Annotated in this window: 2 protein-coding genes; both read right to left on the bottom strand. The window is 39.1% G+C overall.

All coding sequences use genetic code 11. From position 1 onward, the window contains the following. Positions 1 to 99 precede the first annotated feature (99 nt). Positions 100 to 1,794 carry an AIPR family protein gene (locus PENNN9_RS04970; protein ID WP_156410075.1) on the bottom strand — a complete coding sequence of 565 codons (1,695 nt, stop codon included), beginning with the start codon at positions 1,792 to 1,794 and terminating at the stop codon, positions 100 to 102. Positions 1,795 to 1,988: 194 nt separating this feature from the next. Beyond that, positions 1,989 to 4,265 carry a class 1a ribonucleoside-diphosphate reductase subunit alpha gene (gene nrdA / locus PENNN9_RS04975; RefSeq protein WP_058368618.1) on the bottom strand — a complete coding sequence of 759 codons (2,277 nt, stop codon included), beginning with the start codon at positions 4,263 to 4,265 and terminating at the stop codon, positions 1,989 to 1,991. Between the last annotated feature and the right edge of the window lie 223 nt (positions 4,266 to 4,488).

Below are 4,488 nucleotides of genomic sequence, written 5' to 3' on the forward strand. Positions count from 1 at the left end.
TCTTCGCTCAGGGGCTAAATGACCATGTTAGGGCGTTTTTCTTTTTTCTTAATGACTCTTTTGTTTGGGCGTAATTTGTAGGGTGTGCTTTGCGCACCTTTAAACTAAAGCTATTTGTTCATCTAAGTATTTCTTAAACTGAGACTGTATTAGCTTTCTTGCTTCCGTAACATTTTTATTAGAGAGAGGCTGGTAACTTTTTATACATTTTTCTAAGAAGCTAATCAGCTCAACGATGTCCATTTCAAGTTTGGTACTCAAATACATCATATAAAAAAGCTTTTGATCACTCACTATAAAATTAGTTTTTTCATACTCTTTTTTAATTTGAAAATATTCTTCAATATAGGTTGGAGAGTTTTCTATATTAAACCAATCGCTTACGAATAAAGTGTCGTAGTATTTATTAAAAATTTCTTTTTTCTGGTTAGTAGCTTTATCAGGCATACCATAAACAGAAATAAGTATTTGTCCAAATTTTTCCATACTTATTTTATGTTTATAATTTTTATTATCATCAAGTCCAGTATCTCCAGTTTTACGAGCATATACAATGTCATGCTCATTTAAAAACTGTTCAATAGATAGCTGTTCGCTTCTAAGAGACTTCAAATCAACATTTGCAATTGAATTTTGACTATTAGTATATTCAGCAATCTTATTGTTCAGCTCAGAGTTCTTTGATGTATTGAAAACTCTTACCAAAACCTCACTGTTAGAAAGGTAATCCTCAAGATAGTTTGGATCACTGGCATTAAAAGAATGTATGGTTCTTAAAGATTGACCACCATTTAGAACTTGTATAGAGTTCAAACTAATTTTTACTTTCTTATTAGCATTTACAGACTCTGCTTTAATGTCATTTGCGGTTAAGGTAAGACCGTTATTAAACATGAAAAACTTAGAGGGATCTTCTTTCAAACTATCGTAAATATTTTGATTGTATTTGGACTTAAGAACTAACCCTCTGACATTGTCGAATAATACGGAAATATCTATTTTCACTTTACTAAGTGGAGTCAAGTCCTCGATTGAATAACTTGCTCTAAGATTGTGATCGTCACAGGTAATTCTCACAATCTCTGATAAAGGTAATCTCAAAATATATGATTTTGATGAAGAAATTGAACTTTCTGAGAAAGACATTATTGCGTCATTGTCAACAATAAGTTCTGCATGAACTGGCTTAGGACGTAAGGTAACGAATTGGCTTATTTCTTCTAAACCTATTGGAACCACTTCTAGACCATAAGATTGTTCAAATAGTGTCAAATGAGCATCTTTGTTTTTGATTTCAATTTCTTCATTATTAACAACGTAAAGAGTAATCTTATACTCATCGTTACTTGTAAGTTTTTTTATAATATCCTCTGCGCCTATTTTTATCTTACCTGTAAGGCTAGAGGTATTCTCAGTTGTAAGTGCGTTAATGAACTTAGAGGAGAGTATAGTGCTATTTACACTTTGTTTTCCTACTTTAAAGTTTTCTCTATATTTAAAATTAAATAGCTGAATATGTTTTTCATCTTCATTTATATAGATAGCATCTAGCCCAAAGTCATCAAAGTTATTACTAAAAATAAGTTTATTGAACTCGGTATCTGTAACAATATCTGTAATATCAAACACATCGCTCACACCCGTGATATGCTCAATAATAAAAAGGTAAAACCCTAATCTTTCGATTTGAGTTAAATCTAGAGCTTCAGTATTCATATTCATTACTTCGGTAAGAAGTTTGAAAGATTTCGCGCTTTTCCTTTTAATAACTTTAAAGTCATTTAAATTAGCCAACAAAAATTTCCCTATTTATTATATAAATTATTATTGCAGATTTTTAATACTGAAATTATTTTTTGATTTTCGTACGTGTTTTTATTACATTATCTATCGGAAAATTAGAAAGAATTATGGGATTTAATAAATCAGAGCAATAACAACAAACAGCGAGCTTAACCAAAAAGTCAAACCCGCCATTCATCAATAGCCTAAATCTTACAAGCCCCGCCAGCACAATCATCTTCCATATCCGCTTGCGCATCGTTCGCACCATCACGCGTGTTATGGTAGTACAACGTCTTCACACCCATTTTATAGGCGTTTAGCAGGTCTTTTAGCAATATCTTCATCGGGACACGACCGCCTTCATAACGAACCGGATCGTAGTTGGTATTGGCAGAGATACTTTGATCGACGAACTTCTGCATGATAGCGACTAGCTTTAAGTAACCATCATTGTTTGGCATTTGCCATAATAGCTCGTACTGATGTCTCAGCGTACCGATATCAGGGACAACTTGCTTTAAGATGCCATCTTTTGACGCTTTGATAGAGACCAGACCACGTGGTGGCTCGATACCATTGGTCGCGTTAGCAATCTGACTTGAGGTTTCAGACGGCATCAAGGCGGTTAGGGTAGAGTTGCGCAGACCGTGAGTGGTAATCTCACCGCGTAGCGTTTCCCAATCGAGATGTAGCGGCTCTTGGCAGATGTTATCCAAGTCTTTTTTATAGGTATCAATCGGTAAGATACCTTGCGAGTAAGTCGTCTCATTAAAAGCAGGGCACGCGCCTTGCTCTTTTGCCAACTTGTTTGATGCTTTTAAGAGATAATACTGCAACGCTTCAAAGGTTTGATGGGTCAGACCAAGCGCACTACCGTCTGAATAGCGTACGCCATTCTTCGCTAAGTAATAGGCATAGTTGATGACACCAACGCCTAAGGTGCGGCGGCGCATACTACCGTTTTCAGCGGCTTTGACAGGATAGTCTTGATAGTCGAGCAGGGCATCGAGCGCGCGGACGATTAATTCTGCTGGCTCTTCGATGTCGCTAACGTTTTCGACTTTACCCAAGTTGACCGCTGATAGCGTACAAAGCGCTATTTCGCCTTCTTCGTCATTGATATTATCAAGTGGCTTGGTCGGTAGCGCGATTTCCATACATAGGTTTGATTGGCGAATCGGGGCGATGCTCGCATCAAATGGGCTATGGGTGTTGCAGTGGTCGATATTTTGAATATAAATACGGCCGGTGCTGGCGCGCTCTTGCATCATAAGGCTAAATAAGTCAGCCGCTGGCACTTGACGCTTACGAATAGAGTCATCCTGCTCGTATTTGGTATATAGCGCTTCAAACTTGTCTTGATCTTCAAAGAAAGCATCATATAAGCCAGGCGTGTCACCTGGAGAGAATAGCGAGATGTCTTGTCCTTTAATCAGACGGGTATAAAGCGTTTTATTAATCTGAACGCCGTAGTCCATATGACGAACGCGGTTGTCTTCAACGCCGCGGTTGTTTTTCAGTACCAAGAGCGACTCAACTTCTAGGTGCCATAATGGGTAGAACAATGTCGCCGCACCGCCGCGCACACCACCTTGTGAGCAGCATTTCACTGCTGTTTGGAAAAGCTTATAAAAAGGAATACAGCCAGTATGCTGCGCTTCACCGCCACGGATAGGACTACCAAGGGCACGGATACGACCCGCGTTGATACCGATACCAGCACGCTGTGAGACATAACGCACGATGGCGCTAGTGGTGGCATTGATTGAGTCTAGGCTATCACCGCATTCGATCAAGACGCACGAGCTAAACTGACGTGATGGGGTACGCACACCCGACATGATAGGCGTCGGTAATGAGATTTTGAACTGTGAGGTCGCATCATAGAAGCGTTTGACATAGCTTATGCGCTCAGCTTTGTCGTAGTTGGCAAACAGACACATACCAACCAGCATATATAGGAACTGCGGACTCTCATAAACCGTCTTGGTGACGCGATCTTGCACAAGGTACTTACCCGCCATTTGCTCAACGGCTGCGTAGGCAAGGTTCATATCGCGCCAGTGGTCAAGGTATTCTTCTAACTCATCAAACTCGCTACGGCTATAATCGGCTAGGATATGCTCATCGTATTTGCCAGCGTTGGTAAGGGTAGTCACATGATCAAATAGGTGCGGCGGTGTAAATTTGTTATAAGCAATCTTACGTAAATGAAAGATTGCCAAACGCGCGGCTAAATATTGGTAGTCAGGAGTATCTTCAGAGATAAGATCGGCCGCTGACTTGATGATGGTCTCGTGAATGTCACGAGTCTTGATCCCTTCATAAAACTGAATGTGCGACTTAAGCTCAACTTGTGAGACTGACACATTATCCAAATCATGAGCTGCCCATGCGATAACCTTATGAATTTTATCTAAATCAATAGGCTCTAAACGTCCGTCGCGTTTGGTCACTTGAATCTTATCGATATGTGTCATGTTACCCTCTATTATTGATTGCTGATATGTACTTTACGTCGATTAAATCACACAAAGTTTTTTATTCTGCTATAACAAGGTGTTACGACAGCTGAAGGTTTTTGGACAACAGTTTGCCGTAGCACATAGTGATGAATAAAATCACCGAGCACTAGATATAGCGTTTGTATTAGTAAGTAGGCACAATATAGCGGGAAAATTTTGAAAATGAGGTTTAAAATTT

This window comes from Psychrobacter sp. ENNN9_III, assembly GCF_001462175.1.
GTDB lineage: Bacteria > Pseudomonadota > Gammaproteobacteria > Pseudomonadales > Moraxellaceae > Psychrobacter.